The sequence below is a fragment of the Billgrantia sp. Q4P2 genome, from assembly GCF_052806135.1.
In genome coordinates this window covers 156,402-172,702 of record NZ_JBRBAI010000009.1, presented here as the reverse complement: position 1 = coordinate 172,702, position 16,301 = coordinate 156,402, and the positions used below count along the sequence as shown (strand labels likewise).

The window sequence follows — 16,301 nt, the reverse complement described above, 5'->3', positions numbered from 1 at the left end:
TAGTCACTACATTGTCCCGCAAGGGCGTCCGGCTGGCAAAGCCGCTAGCCCTCATCTGGGAGACGAATAAGGATGAACCTATTGCTCATTCGCTTGATCATCTTCGCCGTGCTGTTCTTCGCCGGCCTCCAGCTCTATCGCATGTACCGCGAGTGGAAGCTCGACCGAGAAGCTCAGCTGCCGGGCGATTCGCATGAAGAAGGCGGCCAGATGGTGCGCTGCGCCTGGTGCAAGGTACATGTACCGGAAGCCGACGCCCTGCGCGAGCAAGGCGAGTGGTTCTGCAGCAGCGCCCATCGCGATCGCTTCCTGCAGGAGCAACACCCCGAGGAGTAGGCCGACAGGCCATGGCGGCAATGGCCTACAAACTCCATCGGCAATGGCTGATAGACGCCTCTTCCGGCTCGACTAGAGTGGATGTCTCGTGACCAGGGACATCACTTCGGGAGAGCTTCATGGACGCGGCTCATGCCTCGACTAGCGCCACCCTGCGCCAGCGCGGTCTTACTCTCATCGAACTTCTCGTCGTCATCGTCGTGGCCGGCGTGCTGATGGGCTGGGCCGTTCCCGGCCTCCAGGCGATGAACGCCCGCCAGGAAGTGGCCGCCGAAGCGCACCGGCTGCGGATAGCGCTCTCTCTGGGACGCAATACCGCCATCACCCGGCGCAGCGCGGTCATCGTCTGCCCCAGCCCCGACCGCAAGCGCTGCGACACCAGCGACTGGAGTGCCCCCTTGGCCATCGTGCTCGGCCCGCTTGCGGGCAATGAATTCGACGAAGACGCCCTGTTACGCGTGGTCGAGGCCGGCCGCGGCGTCAGCGTCAGCTATCGCCAGGACGGCAAGCCGGTACGCTATGGCGCCCTGGGGCGACCTGCGGGACACAATGGTACCTTCCGTATCTGCGGCCGCCACGGTCTTGGCGCCCAACTGGTGCTCAGCAACTTCGGCCGGGTGCGTTCGGGCAGCGCCATCAGCTGCTGAAGTGACTGTCGCCTAGCCACAGGAGCCTGCATGCGGCAAGCCATCGTGGGTTACCATCTCGACCAAGAAAACCATTGGGTCGCCGAGCTGGCGTGCGGCCACAACCAGCATGTCCGTCACCAGCCGCCCTGGGCCGAACGCCCCTGGGTCACGACAGAGGCCGGGCGACGTTCACGCCTCGGCCTCGAGCTTGAGTGCGTCAAATGCGAGCGGGGCGAGCCGCGGGACAATCCATGAAATCTCCCCACAACCGTGCCCGCTACCCCTTGGGACCCATCAATAGCCAGATGATCAGGCCGATCAGTGGAAACACCAGCAGCACGATGATCCACAACAGCTTGGCAATGGGGCCGGCCGGACTCTTGGCCACCTTGACGATGGCCCAGACCAGAATGATCAGCCAGATCAGGCCCAGCAGGCCGCCCACTTCGATTCCCATCAGACATCTCCTTGTCCCGCGGTAGGTGATGGTTCAAGAAGTAGCACGCAGCGGCAAAGGTAACAAACCGAAACTGTTACGCCAGGTAAGCTCAGGTAACTCATCTCAGCCGACTCGCCACCACTCGGGCAGCAGCCGTCTCACGTCCCGACGCTGGAAGCGATCGTCCATCAGCACCAGGGTGCCGCGGTCCTTGGGGCTGCGGATCACCCTCCCGGCTGCCTGTATCACCTTGATCAGTCCCGGTATGCGATAGGCATAGGCATCGCCATTGCCGAAACGCGCCTGAAGCCTGGCCTTGAGCGCCTCGTTGAAGGGGTCGAAGGGCGGCAGGCCCAGGGTCGCGATGAAGGCACCGACCAGCCGCTCGCCGGGCAGGTCGATGCCCTCCCCGAAGGCCCCGCCCAGCACCGCAAAGCCGATGCCCTGCCCGCCCGCCTGGAAGCGCGCCAGGAAGGTGTCGCGTTCGGCTTCGCTCATGCCGCGAGCCTGGCTCCAGCGGGGCAGCTCGGGGTGCAACTGCGCCAGTCGCGCCTCTACAGCCTGCAGGTAGGCGAAACTGCTGAAGAAGGCGAGATAAAGCCCAGGTCGACGCTGGTACTGCCCGGCCAGCTCGGCCACGATGGGATCGAGCGAGGCCTCGCGATCGCGCAGGCGCGTCGAGATGCCGCCCTGAATGCGCACCTCGAGCTGGTCGGCCCGGAACGGCGAGGCGACCGACTGCCATACGCTGTCGCCCGGCAACCCCAGCAGGTCACGATGGTAGTGGGCCGGTGACAGGGTGGCCGAGAACAGCACGCTGCTGTGTGCCTGGACGAAGCGCGGAGCAAGGAAGTCCGCCGGCACCAGGTTGCGCAGGCCGAGGATCGAGTGGCCGCGGCCGAGCCGGGTGAGATCGCACAGCGAGTGATCGCCGAACGACTCGGCCAGACGGATGAACGCCAGGGTCTCGAACAGCCGCTCCTGCAGGGCCGGCTCGGCATCGCCGGGATGCTCTGCCAGATAGTCGGTAATGGCCGCCGCCACCCGTTGCAGGGCGCCGACGAGCCGCTCGGGCAGGCCTGCCAGCACCCGGTAGGCGGGCCGCTCCACCTGGCCTTCGTCGCCCCCGCCCTGCTCCCGCACCATCTCCTGCCACTGACGTATCAGCCGGCCGAGGGGCTTTACCAGCGCCGCCGGGGCACGGCGGTGAAGAACGCTGAAGGCACGCTGGTCCAGCTCGCCGCTGTACATGCCACGGGCGCGCTCCACCAGGTTGTGCGCCTCGTCCACCAGTAGCGCCAGGCGCCAGCCATTCGCCTGGGCCAAGCCGTGCAGCAGCGCCGAGGCATCGAAATAGTGGTTGACGTCACCCACACAGACATCGCTCCAGCGTGCCAGCTCCTGGCCCAGGTAGTAGGGACAGATACCATGCTCCAGCGCCACCTCGCGCAGCGACTCACGATCGAGCCAGCCACGCACTGCCGCGGCCTGGCGGGCAGCAGGCAGCCGGTCGTAGAAGCCGGCGGCCAGCGGGCAGGCATCGCCATGACACGCCTTGTCAGGGTGCTCGCAAGCCTTGCTGCGGGCCACCAGTTCCAGCACCCGCAGGGGAAACCGCCGTTCCCTGTACTCCTCACCGTCCTCATTGCTGCCCTTTCTCATTCTCCCTTCCCTGTTTTCTCCGGCTCCCAGCCGAACCAGCGCCTCCAGCGCCAGGCGCCGCCCCGGCGTCTTCATGGTCAGGAAGGCAAGCCGGTCGATGCCTTGGCGCGGCATCGCCTTGAGGGTGGGGAACAGCGTGGCCACGGTCTTGCCGATGCCGGTGGGCGCCTGGGCCAAGAGGCAGCGCCCAGTAGCCGCGGCCTTGTAGACGCCCTCGGCCAGCTCGCGCTGCCCGGGGCGGAAGGCGTCATGAGGGAAGGTAAGACCGGCCAGCGCGGTATCGCGCGCCTGGCGATGGTCCCGCTCCTGCTCGGCCCAGTCCAGGAAGCGTTCGCACTGGGCTTCGAAGAAGGCCGTGAGTTCCGCGGCACTGGCCTCTTCGGTCAGCAGCGTCTCGCGCTCACTGGCGATATCGAGATAGACCAGCGCCACGGTCAGCGACTCGAGCCCCCGCTCGGCGCACAGCAGCGCTCCATAGACCTTGACCTGGGCCCAGTGCAGGGCGCGCTGGTTGTGCGCCATGCGTGACAGGTCGCCACGATGGGTCTTGATCTCCTCGAGGCGGTTGTTCACCGGATCAAAACCGTCGGCACGGCCACTGACGAGAAGACCGCGATAGGATCCACTCAGCACAATCTCGCTTTCGTAGCCCTCTCCGCGGCGTCCTGTTATCAGTGCGTGACCGGCAATGCCTTCGCGAGCACTGGGCGATGGCGTGAAGCGGTGGTCGAGATCGCCTTCACGGGCAGTGAAGTCGCACAACGCCCGCACGGCCACCCGATAGAGCGGCGCTTCGCCACATGTCATGGCATCGGGTCCGGCTGCCAGGCCACGTGGCAGACCGCGGCGGGTATGCCCTGACGCTGGAAGAAGGCCAGCCAGCGGCGCTGATTATTCTGCAGCCTGTCGCCGGGGCCCTTCACCTCGATCAGCCGATAGCGCCACTCGTCCTCGGCGCCGGACGGCAGGAACTGAATCAGGTCGGGCAGGCCGGCGCGATTGGCCTTGAGGTCGGCCAGCAGGCGCTCGAAGCAGGCCCGCAGGTGCGCAGCGGGAAGGCAGGCGAGTGCCCGCTCGATCAGCGCCTCGTCGAGCCTCTCCCAGAACACGAAGGGCGATGCCAGCCCATGCTTCTCATGCCAGGCGTTCCAAATGGCCTCAACGTGGGTGCCGTCATCGAGCCGGGCCAGGCAGGCCTCGAACCGCTCACGGCGGCGGGCCACGAAGTCGTCGCGATAGAGATCCGCCGGCCCAGCGTGGAAGGGGTGGAAGAAGGCACCGGGCAGCGGCGCGAATAGAGCCGGCCAGCAGAGCAGGCCGAACAAGCCGGTGATGAGGGCGTTCTCTACGTAGTAGACCGGGGCATCGGGGTGGCTCAGGTGCTCGGCCACTGCCTGCTCGACGCCCACCGAACCGAAACGCGACAGGCAGAGATCGAGGCGCTGCGGTGCCACTTCGGGCTCGTGCCTTGGTGGTGCCAACCCCAGCCGGCGGCAGAGCCTGGGCATCAGACGCGCCAATGCCTGGGTTTCCTGCTCACAAGCGGCCGAAGCGCACGCCTGGCTAGCCAAGGCATGGGCCTGCTGGTGCTCGCCCAGCCGCTCGAGCAGCCGCAGGCGGCGAATGCGCGCCTCCACCTGGCCACCCTGCCTTGCTCCACTTTCACCATAGAGCGTCAACGCCAGCGCCTCCTGGCCGGTACGCTCGGCTGCGTAGCCCAGGCGAAGCAGCAGCCTGCTCCGCCGCTGCGCCAACCAGGCGTTGTCTTCCGCTATTGTCGGAACTTCAGCGACCAGCCGCTCGGGCGGCTCGCCCGCCTCGAGGCGCTCGCGCAGCTTGTGCAGGACCAGGTAGGCATCCACTTCCTCGCGGCGATGAAAGGCGCGCGACCCCGGGGTCAATTCGACACGCTCGAAGCGCTGCAAGCCGAGTTCCGTAAGCACGAACTCGGCCCAGTCCTGGCGCAGGTTGCCGAAGAACATCAGCCGCAGCCTATCGCACCACGGCATCACGGTCAGGCGCACGATGCGCTCTCCTGCCAGCGCCTCGTTGGCCTCGGGCCACCACCCGGACAAGCGCTTCGCCTGGCTCTCCTGCGCCAGCAGCACCTCGCCCAGCGCGGCCTTGCTCGCCTTGGGCGAAAGCCCCACGGCGGCGATCTCCTCCGCCAGCGCCCGGCGCAGTTCGTCCAGGCGCAGCAGGCGGAACAGCTCGGCGAGAGCCAGTGCCGGATCAGCCTCGACCCAGCCGGCCTCGACCAGGGGAGCCAGCGCGCTGTCGGTATCGCCGATCTCGGCATAGGCGAGCTTGGCGGTGCGAAAATGCTCGCCCTTGCGCATCGCCATGCGAACCAGCAGTGCCTGGGAGGGCTGCGGCAGGGCCTCGAACGTGGCAACGAAGCCGCGCTCCTCCTCGCTCAGCAGGTCGGCGTGATACTCGACCACCCAGCTCAGGACGAAGCGGAAGTTCGCCAGATAATAGAGCGGATCGTCGAGCGAAGCGGTGGTCGAGGCAAGGCGCGAAATACTGTTCATGCATCCATGATATCAGTCCTGCGGCGCCTCGCCAGCCTCGCCGTCAGCGCAAGCCTGACGCGAGTGCGCGCACCACCTCGCCGGCCGGTACCTCACGGCAAGCACTGGCGTTCTGCCCGGCCCAAAGCGGCGAAAAGTCGGCGCTGCCCGCCGCTTCGGCAGCGCTGCGCAGCGGGGCTATGGCGGCAGTGGCCAGGGGAAAGCTCGGCGCCACGTCGCTGAGCGGGCCGAGCTCGCGCATCAGCCGGGTGATGATGCCGCGAGCCGGTCGACCGGTATAGAGGTTGGTCAGGGCGGTATGGCGTGCGGCCTCGCTCAGTAGTACGCGGCGATGAAGCGTCGAGGTGGTGGCTTCAGGGCAACAGAGGAAAGCGGTGCCGACCTGGACCGCCGAAGCCCCTAGCGCCAGGGCCGCAGTCACACCGCGTGCATCGGCAATACCGCCGGCGGCAATCACCGGCACCGAGACGGCTTCCACCACCTGGGGCAGCAGGGCGAAGGTACCGACCTGGGTGGTGATGTCTTCGCTGAGGAACATGCCGCGATGGCCACCCGCCTCCACGCCTTGGGCGATCACCGCATCGACACCGTGGGCCTCGAGCCAGCGCGCCTCTTCGACGGTAGTGGCGGACGACAGCACCACTGCCCCCCAGCCCTTGACCCGCTCGACCAACGCCGGTTCCGGCAGGCCGAAGTGGAAGCTGACCACTTCGGGACGGAAGGGCTCCAGGGCATCACAGGCCTGATGATCGAACGGGCGGCGCCCAGCCCCCGCCGGCACATTATTGATATCGAGGCCGTATTCGGCGTAGTAGGGCGCCAGCGCCCGATGCCAACGCGCCAGGCGGGCCTCGTCCGGCACCGGCGGGACATGACAGAAGAAGTTGACGTTGATCGGTCGAGCCGTCGCCCCACGCATGCGCTGTAGTTCCTCCGACATCGCCTCGGGCGTTAGCATGGCGCAGGGTAAGGCACCAAGGCCGGCCGCCTCACTGACGGCCACGGCCAGTTCGCTGCCCTGCACGCCCGCCATGGGCGCCTGCAGGATGGGTAGTTGCATACCAAGCTGGCGTGTCAGGCTCATGGGTCTTCTCCCTGTCGTCGTTCGTCTTTTTGCCACGGGCGCTTGGAGCCCAGCGTATCGGCCGCGTAAGCCTCGCGCTCGCCCATCGGGCGCGGCTTGCCTATCGTGGTGTCGTGCCGAGTCTGCCGTTCCATTTCAGCGTTGAGCTCGGCGCCGAGCAATACGACGAACGAGGAGAGCCAGAACCACAGCATCAACACCACCACGGCTCCCAGGGAGCCGTACAGCTCGTCCATGTTGGCGACTTGGCTGACATAGAGCGACAGCCCACCGGAGCCGAGCAGCCACAGCAGGGTCGCCACCACGGTACCCACGCTGACCCACTCCCAGCGCGGCGAGCGGCGGTAGGGACCGAAGCGATAGAGTACGGCGATCACGAACATCATCAGCAGCAGCAAGGCCGGCCGCCAGCATACTGACCCGGTCGTCCGCGGCCTGCTCCTTGACTCGCCAGAAGACGTCCAGCCACCCGGGGCCGGGTATCTGGTTGGGTTTTTTGGCTCTTCGGCCTCGCCAGAATTTCGCCATGCCCTCCTCGGAGTCGCTGCGCAGCTCAGGGTCGCTGCGCCGGGCGCAGGACCATTCGCGCATCACGAATCTCGATGTCGAACCGATTGAGAAAGCTCATGCCCAGCAGGGCCACGTCGCCCTCGAGCCCGGGGCTGATGGAGCCGCGCACCCCGGCGGCGGTGAATCCCCCCAGACTGACCTCGTCGAGCCAGGTAAGGTCGCCGCGCACACGCCCGTTGGCGGTGTTGAACCAGGCCGAACCCGCACGCTCCAGGCCCAGCCGCTCGGCGAATTCGGCAGGCACGGCGACGTAGGTGGCTCCAGTGTCGAGCAGGAACTCGATCGGCTCGCCGTTGATTCGCCCAGTCGCCACGAAATGGCCCGAGCGGTTGCGCTCGAGCACGATCGGACCCTCCGCCCCGGCCACGGCATTGACCAGGTGTGCGTTGGGATTGCGCTGGGACTCGAGGAAGCCGTGGAACCACCAGCTGCCGAAACCGATGAACGCCACCCAGAACAGCAGCATCATTCCCATTCCGGCGCGCCGGATCGAACCGCACTCTCGTTGCATCACACGACTCCTGATTAGTGCGGCCAGCCGCTTTGACACCCTCGAATCCGCTGTCTGTAATGAAGGGCGCCAAATTTTCCTTGGCTACGCAACCCACGGCATGCGCCGAGTGTCATCGCCGTTCGACATCGATTCGATAAAAACAAGGATAGCCACATGCACGATAGCATCGAACATTCGACCGCTTTCGCCTTCCGTCATTCCCCAGCCGCCTCGGCACTGGCCGGAATCACCCTGGCCACTTCCCTACTACTGCTGACCGGCACGTCAGTGGCGGCCTGGGATGGACTGGTGGAAAAGCAGGTCTTCGAGATGGAGGAGTACACGACCGTCAACGGTGACACCATCGCCCCGGTGCGCATCGGCTGGGAGGCCTACGGCACCCTCAACGAGGCGAAGGACAATGCCATCCTGATCACCCATTTCTTCTCCGGCACCAGCCATGCCGCGGGCCGCTATGCCGAAGACGACGCCGCACCCGGCTACTGGGACACCATCATCGGCCCTGGCAAGCCGCTCGATACCGACGAGTACTACATCATCGCCTCGGACACCCTGGTCAATCTGAACGCCCATGATCCCAACGTGACCACTACCGGGCCGGCAACGACCAACCCCGAAACCGGTGAACCGTGGGGTACCGACTTCCCGCTGGTCACCATTCGCGATTTCGTCGAGGTGCAGAAGGCCCTGCTCGAAAGCCAGGATATCGAGCGACTGCATGCGGTAATGGGAGCGTCGATGGGCGCGCTGCAGGCCTACGAGTGGGCCAGCGCCTATCCCGAGCGCGTCGAACGACTGATCCCGGTGATCGGCGGCGGCGTTTCCGACCCGTGGCTGCTCGCCACCCTCAGCGCCTGGGGCGCGCCCATTCGCCTCGACGCCAACTGGAATCAGGGCGACTACTACGACGGAGAACTGCCATTGGACGGCCTGCGCGAATCGCTCAAGCTGGTGACTCTGAACGCCAACCACTGGCAGTGGGCCAACGAAACCTTCGACCGCAGCTGGGCCGACGAGGATGCCGACCCCGCCCGCGAACTCGACGCCCGCTACGCCATCGAGCGGACCCTGGACGACATCGCTGCTTCCCGTGCCGAACTGGCCGATGCCAACCACCTGCTCTACCTGGTGAAGGCCAACCAGGCGTTCATTACCGGCCACGGCGAAAGCCTCGAGGAGGGTCTGGCACGCATCGATGCCCCCACCCTGATGCTCTACAGCGAAAACGACCTGGTCTTCGCCCCACAGGGCGTACGCAAGACCGCCGAGCTGATCGAAGCCGGCGGCAGCGAGGTCGAACTGATCACGCTGGAAGGCAATCGCGGTCACCTCGACGGCGTGCTCGGCATCGCTCAGGCCGGCGAGCGGATCCACACCTTTCTCGGCGAGTGAGGCGCCCGGTTCCTGGCGGGTCAGCCCAACAGGGACCGCGCCAGCAGGTAAGCCCCCATGGCCAGCAGACCGCTGAGAAAGACGCGGCGAAAAGTCGTCTCGGAGAGGCGCCGGCGCCACCCCTGACCGAGCTGCATGCCGAGGATAGCCGGTATCACCGCGCTCAGGGAGAGCAGCGCCAGCTCCACGCTGAGCAGGCGCTGCTCGCCCATGGAGACCCCCAGTGCCATGGTGGTGACCACGAACAATACGCCCATGGCCTGGATCAGCATGTCCCGCGGCAGGCCGAGAGACTGCAGATAGGCAACACCAGGAAACACCGAGGAGCCGGTCATGCCGGTGAGCAGGCCGGTCAGGGCACCATTCACAGGAGCCGCATGACGGCCACGGCTGACCAGCTTGCCGAGGCCGAGATTGAACAACCCGGAAAGGGCATAGAAGGCGATCAATACGCCCAGCAGGCCGGAGAGCCAGCGTACGTCGACCCTGGCCAACACGCCCACGCCCAGCCATACGGTCACCACCGAGGCCAGCAGGAAGGGCCACAGGCGCCGCAGGATCTGCTGCAGATGGCCTCCCACCAGCGCCTGCCACACATTGGTGACGATGGTTGGCACCAGCAGCAGCGCCATGGCAGACGGCAGCCCCACCGTGGCGGTGAGCAATGCCAGCGACACCGTGGGCATACCCATACCGATCACCCCCTTGACGATGCCGGCGACGACGAAGGTCGCCGCCACCAGTGCCAGCAGTAAAGGATCCAGGCTCATCGCTCGGCGCCTCCCGGCATGGCGTGGCCGTTGCGCTCCTCCCACTCGACGGCCGCCTGCTGCCCCCGGGCCTGGTTGACCGCCAGACAGATCAGGATCGCGACGATGAACAGCGCCGCGCACAGCAGGATCGAGGCCTGCAGCCCCACCACCGACTGCAGCAGCCCAAGCCCGATGATGCCGATCACGCCGGCCAGCTTGTTGGCCAGACCCCAGAAGCCGAAGAACTCCGCGGCCTTGCGCGTGGGCGAGAACAGCCCCACCAGGGCGCGGCTGGCCGACTGGCTGGAGCCCAGCGAAAGCCCTGCCAGGCAGCCGACGAACAGGAACAGGTGCTGGGCTTCCCAGTCCAGCCCCAGGCTGGCATTGAGAAAAGCCGTGACCTCCGGCGTGGCCCAGATGGCGAGTATCGCCGCCACCCACAGCAGCAGGGTCAACTGGTAGGTGAACTTGGTGCCGATACGATCCTGCAGAAAGCCGAAGCCGAGCGCCCCGGCCGCTGCGGTGACCTGCACGATGATGAACATGATGTTGCGCACCGCCTCGTCCCAGCCGATCACCTGGGCGCCATAGATGAAGGCGAAGGCGATGATGATGTAGACCCCGGCCATGGAGAACAGCAGCGACAACAGGAAGATGCCCAGGTCACGAAAGTGCCTGAGTTCGTGCAGCGTAGTGGAAACGCGCTCCCAGGCGATCTCGCGGTAGGTCATGGCGTGCGGCTGAGGGATACCGCGCTCCTTCACCCAGAGGAAAGTGGGGATGGCGGTGACCAGGAAGAACACCGCCGCAAAGGGTCCCACCCAGCGGATGCGCTCGAAGTTCTCGAACGTGGCCTCGCCCAGCGCCAGCAGAGTGAAGCCAGCGGCAAACAGCCCGCCCACGTAGCCCAGCGCCCAGCCGAAGCCGGATATCTTGCCGAGATCCTGCGGCGGGCCGAGGTCGGGGAGGAAGGCGGCGATGAACGACTCACCCATGGAGTAGGCGTAGTTGGACACCACGATCAGCAACAGCCCGAGCATGACGTAGCCCGGTGCCACGAAGTAGAGCAGCGCAGTGGCCACCACGGTGACGATATAGCTGATGAACAGGAAACGCTTCTTGGCCGCCCGGTAGTCCATCACCGCACCGCATAGCGGGCCGGTGATCACCACCAGCAGGTAGCTGGTGGCCAACGCCAGGCTCCACAGCAGGTTGGCCAGACGAAAATCGTCGTCGCGATTGCCGACGATGACAGTGGTGAACAGCTCACCGAAAACCACGGTGATGATCAGCAGCGTGTAGGCCTGGTTGGCGAAGTCGAACATCGCCCAGCCGAAGATCTCCTTCTTCGGCGCCCGCTGCCGGGGTGCCGTACCGCTAGCGGCCGGTATCGCACTCATTTCCCCTCCTCTCCCTGCCTGCCCTCCGAAGCGCCTAGCCTAGCAGCTTATCGGGGCAAGAATGACGACAAGACGGCTTTCACTACACTGAGAGCCACATTCCAGAGAGAGCCACATTCCAGACTGGAGGCAAGCAATGGACCGCTTGAACGCTATTCTCTTGGCGGTGCTGACCCATGGCCGTGGATGAGGATCGCGGCGTATCGCCCTCCGGCCTGGCCGTGGTCAACGGCGAGCACTATCCCCAGTGGGAAGGCAACCTGCTTGTCGGCGGACTGGAAAGCGGCCAACTCTATCGCCTCGAAGTGACCGACAGCCCCGCCCCCTTCCCGGCCGGCCTGCGATGTGCGTGCCGGCATCACTCGTTCGCATGGTGTTCGTGGCAGCGTGGAGAGCGGTGTTCTTCACTTCTTACGATCCCACGGGCATTATCTTTGTTAACCTGAGTTAAGCAGTGTTGCCCTGCTATCGGCTTCGTTCGGTCATGCCTGGGTAGGCAGCGCAGACTAACGGCTCAGAACCGTGACTGACGTCACCATGCGACAGTCAGAACAACAAGCAGGCAGGGACAGGGCGCATGAAGAAGTGGCTAATACTGATGCTGGCACTGCTGCCCCTTCCGGTAGCAGCCGACCTGAGCGGGCTGACCTTCATCACCGAGGAATATCCGCCCTACAACTACCGGCAGCACGATCGCCTCGAGGGCGTCTCCATCGAGCTGCTCGAACGGATCTTCGCCGAAACCGATACCGCGCTTTCCCGCGAGGACGTCCTCTACTACCCCTGGGCCCGCGGCTACGATACCGCCCTCTCCGAGCCGGGCACGGTACTGTTCTCCACCACGCGCACCGAGCAGCGTGAAGCGCTGTTCCAGTGGGTCGGGCCCATTGCCACCGACAGGGTCACGCTGATCGCCCGTCGCGACAGCGGTATTCAGCTGTACGACATCGAGGATGTCATCGCCGGCGGCTATCGTATCGCCGTCATCCGCGAGGATATCGGCGCCCAGCGGCTGCAGGAAGCCGGGGTGCCGGAGAGCCAGGTTCATGCGGCGATTTCCAATGTCAGCGCCCTGCGTATGCTGGAGCGTGGCCGGGTCGACCTGTGGGCCTATGGCGAGGACGTCGCCTTCTGGCTGATGCAGGAGGAGGGGCTACCCACCACCGACTACGTACCGGCACTGACCATCAGTGAATCCGACCTCTACTACGCCCTGCACCGCGACACCGACCCAAGCCTGGTTGCGCACATGCAGGCAGCGCTGGATCGCTTGCGCACACAGGGCGTTGTCAGCGAAATTCTCGGCGGCACCATTGCCTTCAATACCGAGGAGTACCCGCCCTACAACTATCGGGACGACGACGGCAGGATTACGGGAAGCGCCACCGAACTGCTGCGGGCGGCGCTGGATGCCGCCGACCTCGATGCCGATTTCCGCCTGCTGCCGTGGGCGCGGGCGTATACCGAGGCCCAACTGCGCGAACGCCACTGCGTCTATTCGACCACCCGCACGCCCGAGCGTGAATCGCTGTTCACCTGGGTGGGTCCGCTGGCGTCCAGTACCTGGGCCGCCTTTGCTCTCGAGGATGCCGAGATCGAAGCCGACTCCCTGGACGACCTGGCGGAGCTGAGCGTGGGGAGCTTTCGTGAGGATGCGGTCGGTCAATACGCCGCCAGTCAGGGCATCCCCATCGTCGTGGCCAGCGCCGAGCGTGAGAATATCGGCCGCCTGCGGGCCGGGCTGATCGATGCCTGGGTCACCGGTGAACAGACCGCACGGTACCTCGCCGAGGAAGTCGACCTGCCGTTGCGTCGATTGTTCGCCTTCAACGAGGTCGACCTCTACCTGGCCTGTCATCCCTCGGTTCCCGATCAGTTCATCGCCCGGCTGCAGGCAGCGCTCGCCCGGGCCAGCATGGAGGCACGTCAGTGAGTCATCCCCCTGGCATGGAACGCCAGTCCGGCAGGCGCAGCCTGACCGCCAAGCAGGCCGGGCTCACCCTGGCCATCGCACTGCTGCTAAGTATTCTCGCCGGCACCATCGAGCTGGCTCTCGACGCCCGCGCAATGCATCAGGAGATCATCCGCGACACACACTATCGGCTCGAGCTGGTGCACGGCACCGCGGCAGAGGCTGCCTTTCAGCTCAATCCCGAACTGGCAACGCAGGTCGCCGATGGCCTGTTCAGCGGCGGCCACGTGGCAAGCGTGACCCTCAGCGACGACTTCGGCCGTGCCATGGCCACGCGGCAGCGCGAGTATGAGCCTGACTCCGGCTGGGTGGCTCATGCCCTGTTCGGCGACATCCTTCAATATCAGCAAACGCTGCTCTACCAGGCTGGCCCCGACAACTCACCCCAGCCAGTGGGCGAACTCGAGCTGACCCTGGCCCTCGACCGCCTGATACGCGACTTCACCGACCGCAGCTTGCTCATCTTCACGCTGGGCGTCGCCAAGGCATTGGCCATTGCGGCACTGCTGGCCCTGGTGTTCCACTGGTTCGTGACGCGTCCCCTGCTCCGAGTGCATGCGGCGATTGCCGGTACCGACCCGCGCCAACCCGGCCGGTGGCCCAAGCCCGCCATGGGCCGCCATGTCAACGACGAGCTGGGGCACCTGGTGGAGAGCGTCGACCAGCTGATGCTGGCCTTCCAGCAGGGCCTCGACCAGCGCGACCGGCTGCATCAGATCTCGACCATGGATGGACTGACCGGTATCGCCAACCGTCGCCATTTCGACACCTTCATTGCCCGCGAGTGGCAGCGCGCGCGGCGCAACGGGTATGCCCTCTCGGTGGTCTTCATCGATATCGACCACTTCAAGGAGTTCAACGACCACTATGGGCACGTCGCGGGTGACGATACCCTGAGAGCCATTGCCGAGGCGCTGACCCGTGCGGTCAATCGCGCTTCCGACCTGGTGGCACGCTACGGTGGCGAGGAATTCGTCTGCGTACTGCCCGACACCGACTTGGAAGGCGCCCTGCGCGTCGCCGACCACATACGCGAGGAGATTCGCGCACTGGACATTCCCCACGCCCACTCGACCCGCTCCGGCCGGGTCACCGCCAGCCTCGGGGTGGCCAGCAGCACGCCGGCACACGACGACGCCAGCGTTGATGAGCTGATGGCCCAGGCCGACAGCCAGCTTTATCGTGCCAAGCGCCAGGGCCGCGACCGGGTGGCTGCGCAGACCTGAGCACGGTCAGGGAACCGGCCCGAAAGTGGGGAATCGATAGGAGTACCAGCCAGCGGAGAAGCCGCATGAACAGACGCGATGAATTCATCGAGCAGATGAAGGCCCAACTGGACGAATGGAACGCCGAGATCGAGGCACTGGCCGCCCGCGCGCGCAAGGCAGGCGCCGAGGCACAGAGCCGCTACCATGATGACCTTGAACGGCTCCGGCAGCGCCGTGACGAAACCCGCCGTCGGCTCGAGGAGTTGCAGTATGCCAGCGAGGCGGCCTGGGACTCCCTGCAGCAGGGGCTCGACGATGCCTGGGAGCTGCTGCGCAAGGCGCTGCGCGACGCCCAGCGCCACGAGCCACCGCCCAAGGACGTCGACGAAGACGATGCTCCGCGCCACTCCCCCGGAGGCTCGCCCTAGGAAAGCCCCAAGGCACACAAGAGCCCAGGGGATCTAGGCCTCGCGTCGGGGGGGCGGCTCCTTCTCATCCGAATCGGAAGAATGAACCTCGCTGCCGCGCTGCAGCTTGTCGATCGAATGGCTGCCGCGGCGCGCCAGTTGTCCCAGGCGGTCGATCTGGGCATCGAGCTGAGGCAGCGCCTCCTGACGATAGCGGGACAGGTCGTCGATGGCACCCAGCACGTCGTCGAAAGCCTGCTCCAGCGCCTGCATGTCGAGCTGGGCCGAGGCGGCGCGGGTCTGGATCTCCACGCCCTGCTGGCGCAGTGTCCTCGCCGTTCCGGCAATCATCTCCGACGTGGTGGTATTGAGCGACTCGACACGGTCGAGCACCAGCCGCTGGTTGGCCAGCGCCAGCGCTACCGCCACCGCCACCGTCAGTGCCGATACGGTCACATGGATTGCCCGGTCGACGCCGCGAATCAGTTCGCGGTTGTTGCGAATGATCACTTCCAATGCCAACACGCCCTGCTGGCTGACCGCCTGCTGCTGCTGCAGGTCGACGATGCGTTGGCGCAACGGGAAGAGCAGTTCCTCCTCGATGAAGGCGCGCTGCGGATGCGTGTCGCCAAGGCGATCCAACGCCTGCCCCAAGCGGCGGTCGATCAGCCGCCCCAGGTCGACCTGGCGCTGCAGCCGCCCCAGCAGCTGGCGCAGGCTCTCCTGATCGTCGCTGAGCGTAATGTTGTCGCGGCGCAGCATGTCGCGCCCCGCCTCCAGGTCGGCAATGATGGCATCCAACGCCTGCTGGGCATTCTCGAACTTGCGGAAGTAGCGCTGCACGCGGCTGCCGGCGCCGGGAATACGAGACAGCAGACGGTCGAACGGCCCCGACGCCAGGCGATGCTGGTGCGGGTCGAGATCCTGCATGTGCCCGCGCAGGTCGATCAGCGCCTTGGCCACCGGGCCACCCTCATCGCCCTGATGGGCCAGCTTGCGCAGCGGGGCCTGCAGCATCTCGCTGTGATGCGCCGCCTGCTGCTGCAGCTCGAGGCCCATCTCGTCCACCGCACGCCGCTGGCGTTCGAGGGCGGCGCCTTCGCTGGCCAGCACTTCGTCGACGAAGGAATCCGCCAGTTGCTCGAGTTCCGGATCGTCGACCACGATCTCTTCGCTGTCCATCGGCTCGGGGGCGACCTCCTCGAGTTCACTGGCGATCTGCTCTACCGGTGGCAGCGAGAGCGGCGAGCCACGTTCGGACGACTGGTTCATAAGCGCTTCCCCTTCAGGCTCCTTTCTCACACCTTAGGCACTGTCTGAAAAGTCGGCGAGCGATGGTCAGACAAGGCAAAAATTGGCGAAAAGACGGAGTTTACGAGCTGTAAATGAGTATTTTGAGCTG

Annotated in this window: 17 protein-coding genes; 8 read left to right on the top strand and 9 right to left on the bottom strand. The window is 65.7% G+C overall.

Annotated features, from left to right (window positions below; translation table 11 throughout):
* Positions 1 to 72: 72 nt before the first annotated feature.
* The 3 genes from ACUY1T_RS16500 to ACUY1T_RS16490 all read left to right on the top strand — a co-directional run bounded on the left by ACUY1T_RS16500 (position 73) and on the right by ACUY1T_RS16490 (position 1,220).
* Positions 73 to 336 carry a PP0621 family protein gene (locus ACUY1T_RS16500; protein ID WP_446024661.1) on the top strand — a complete coding sequence of 88 codons (264 nt, stop codon included), beginning with the start codon at positions 73 to 75 and terminating at the stop codon, positions 334 to 336.
* A 119-nt stretch (positions 337 to 455) separates the two neighbouring features.
* Positions 456 to 983, top strand: coding sequence for a GspH/FimT family pseudopilin (locus ACUY1T_RS16495; RefSeq protein ID WP_446024659.1), 528 nt, complete (start codon positions 456 to 458; stop codon positions 981 to 983).
* Positions 984 to 1,013: 30 nt separating this feature from the next.
* Positions 1,014 to 1,220 carry a DUF3565 domain-containing protein gene (locus ACUY1T_RS16490; protein ID WP_446024657.1) on the top strand — a complete coding sequence of 69 codons (207 nt, stop codon included), beginning with the start codon at positions 1,014 to 1,016 and terminating at the stop codon, positions 1,218 to 1,220.
* Between the two features lie 22 nt (positions 1,221 to 1,242).
* Here the strand turns inward: ACUY1T_RS16490 and ACUY1T_RS16485 are convergent, their stop codons facing one another.
* From ACUY1T_RS16485 to ACUY1T_RS16460, 6 genes are all read right to left on the bottom strand, one after another.
* Complete coding sequence (locus ACUY1T_RS16485; protein WP_446024655.1) at positions 1,243 to 1,422, bottom strand: PLDc N-terminal domain-containing protein; 180 nt, start codon at positions 1,420 to 1,422, stop codon at positions 1,243 to 1,245.
* A gap of 105 nt (positions 1,423 to 1,527) precedes the next feature.
* Positions 1,528 to 3,873, bottom strand: a complete 2,346-nt coding sequence (locus ACUY1T_RS16480) for an ATP-dependent DNA helicase (RefSeq protein ID WP_446024653.1) — start codon at positions 3,871 to 3,873, stop codon at positions 1,528 to 1,530.
* Positions 3,870 to 5,600 carry a VRR-NUC domain-containing protein gene (locus ACUY1T_RS16475; protein ID WP_446024651.1) on the bottom strand — a complete coding sequence of 577 codons (1,731 nt, stop codon included), beginning with the start codon at positions 5,598 to 5,600 and terminating at the stop codon, positions 3,870 to 3,872. Before ACUY1T_RS16475 ends, ACUY1T_RS16480 begins: the two co-directional genes overlap by 4 nt.
* A 43-nt stretch (positions 5,601 to 5,643) precedes the next feature.
* A complete protein-coding gene (locus ACUY1T_RS16470) occupies positions 5,644 to 6,684 on the bottom strand; it encodes an NAD(P)H-dependent flavin oxidoreductase (RefSeq protein WP_446024649.1) in 1,041 nt (346 codons plus the stop codon).
* Complete coding sequence (locus ACUY1T_RS16465; protein ID WP_446024647.1) at positions 6,681 to 7,082, bottom strand: YihY/virulence factor BrkB family protein; 402 nt, start codon at positions 7,080 to 7,082, stop codon at positions 6,681 to 6,683. Before ACUY1T_RS16465 ends, ACUY1T_RS16470 begins: the two co-directional genes overlap by 4 nt.
* 155 nt (positions 7,083 to 7,237) lie before the next feature.
* Entirely contained in the window at positions 7,238 to 7,765 is a 528-nt protein-coding gene (locus ACUY1T_RS16460; protein WP_446024645.1) for a retropepsin-like aspartic protease family protein, read from the bottom strand.
* A gap of 156 nt (positions 7,766 to 7,921) precedes the next feature.
* Between ACUY1T_RS16460 and ACUY1T_RS16455 the strand changes: the two genes are divergently transcribed.
* The gene (locus tag ACUY1T_RS16455) at positions 7,922 to 9,160 is read left to right on the top strand and encodes an E22 family MetX-like putative esterase (RefSeq protein ID WP_446024643.1); all 1,239 of its coding nucleotides are present in this window, start codon (positions 7,922 to 7,924) and stop codon (positions 9,158 to 9,160) included.
* A 20-nt stretch (positions 9,161 to 9,180) separates the two neighbouring features.
* On the opposite strand, the gene ACUY1T_RS16450 is transcribed toward ACUY1T_RS16455, so the two are convergent.
* Positions 9,181 to 9,930, bottom strand: coding sequence for a sulfite exporter TauE/SafE family protein (locus ACUY1T_RS16450; protein ID WP_446024641.1), 750 nt, complete (start codon positions 9,928 to 9,930; stop codon positions 9,181 to 9,183).
* Entirely contained in the window at positions 9,927 to 11,312 is a 1,386-nt protein-coding gene (locus tag ACUY1T_RS16445; protein WP_446024639.1) for an MFS transporter, read from the bottom strand. The genes ACUY1T_RS16450 and ACUY1T_RS16445 overlap by 4 nt, the downstream gene beginning before the upstream one ends.
* A gap of 176 nt (positions 11,313 to 11,488) precedes the next feature.
* Between ACUY1T_RS16445 and ACUY1T_RS16440 the strand changes: the two genes are divergently transcribed.
* The 4 genes from ACUY1T_RS16440 to ACUY1T_RS16425 all read left to right on the top strand — a co-directional run bounded on the left by ACUY1T_RS16440 (position 11,489) and on the right by ACUY1T_RS16425 (position 14,920).
* A complete protein-coding gene (locus ACUY1T_RS16440) occupies positions 11,489 to 11,758 on the top strand; it encodes a PQQ-dependent sugar dehydrogenase (protein ID WP_446024637.1) in 270 nt (89 codons plus the stop codon).
* Between the two features lie 131 nt (positions 11,759 to 11,889).
* Complete coding sequence (locus ACUY1T_RS16435) at positions 11,890 to 13,245, top strand: substrate-binding periplasmic protein (protein ID WP_446024635.1); 1,356 nt, start codon at positions 11,890 to 11,892, stop codon at positions 13,243 to 13,245.
* Positions 13,242 to 14,510, top strand: coding sequence for a diguanylate cyclase (locus ACUY1T_RS16430; protein ID WP_446024633.1), 1,269 nt, complete (start codon positions 13,242 to 13,244; stop codon positions 14,508 to 14,510). Before ACUY1T_RS16435 ends, ACUY1T_RS16430 begins: the two co-directional genes overlap by 4 nt.
* A 65-nt stretch (positions 14,511 to 14,575) precedes the next feature.
* On the top strand, positions 14,576 to 14,920 hold the full coding sequence (locus ACUY1T_RS16425; RefSeq protein ID WP_446024631.1) for a hypothetical protein: 345 nt from the start codon (positions 14,576 to 14,578) through the stop codon (positions 14,918 to 14,920).
* A gap of 33 nt (positions 14,921 to 14,953) precedes the next feature.
* Here ACUY1T_RS16425 and ACUY1T_RS16420 read toward each other — a convergent pair whose 3' ends face one another.
* The gene (locus tag ACUY1T_RS16420) at positions 14,954 to 16,171 is read right to left on the bottom strand and encodes a toxic anion resistance protein (protein ID WP_446024629.1); all 1,218 of its coding nucleotides are present in this window, start codon (positions 16,169 to 16,171) and stop codon (positions 14,954 to 14,956) included.
* Positions 16,172 to 16,301: the final 130 nt, after the last annotated feature.